This is a genomic window from Lysobacter sp. TAB13 (assembly GCF_052113885.1).
Classification (GTDB): domain Bacteria; phylum Pseudomonadota; class Gammaproteobacteria; order Xanthomonadales; family Xanthomonadaceae; genus Lysobacter; species Lysobacter gummosus.
Map to the genome: position 1 here is coordinate 1 of NZ_JBFRDR010000449.1, position 350 is coordinate 350.

Genomic DNA, 350 nt, shown 5'->3' on the forward strand with positions numbered 1-350 from the left:
GATCGGCGGCTTGACCCAGTCGAGATTGTACATGTCGGGGCGGCGATGCCGGCGCATGTCGAGCACGTCGCGGAAGCCCGCGGTCGTGATCAGGCCGGTTCGGGCGCCGCGCCCTTCGAGGATCGCATTGGTCGCAACCGTCGTCGCATGCCGCATCTCGGTCACCGCCGATGCGGGCAGCTGCGCCCGCTCCAGGATGATCGCGATGCCCTTGGCGATCGAGCGGCTGTAGTCGTCGGTCGAGGAAAGGACCTTTTCGACGAACAGGACGCCGTCCGAGCGCACTCCGACGAGGTCGGTGAATGTGCCGCCGATATCGACGCCGATGCGGATTTCGGGGAGTTGGGACC

1 protein-coding gene is annotated in these 350 nt (G+C 66.6%); it reads right to left on the minus strand.

All coding sequences use genetic code 11. The features are described from left to right. A partial coding sequence (locus AB4Y92_RS26905) for a hydantoinase/oxoprolinase N-terminal domain-containing protein (RefSeq protein ID WP_441822399.1) occupies positions 1-350 on the minus strand: 350 nt, incomplete at both ends.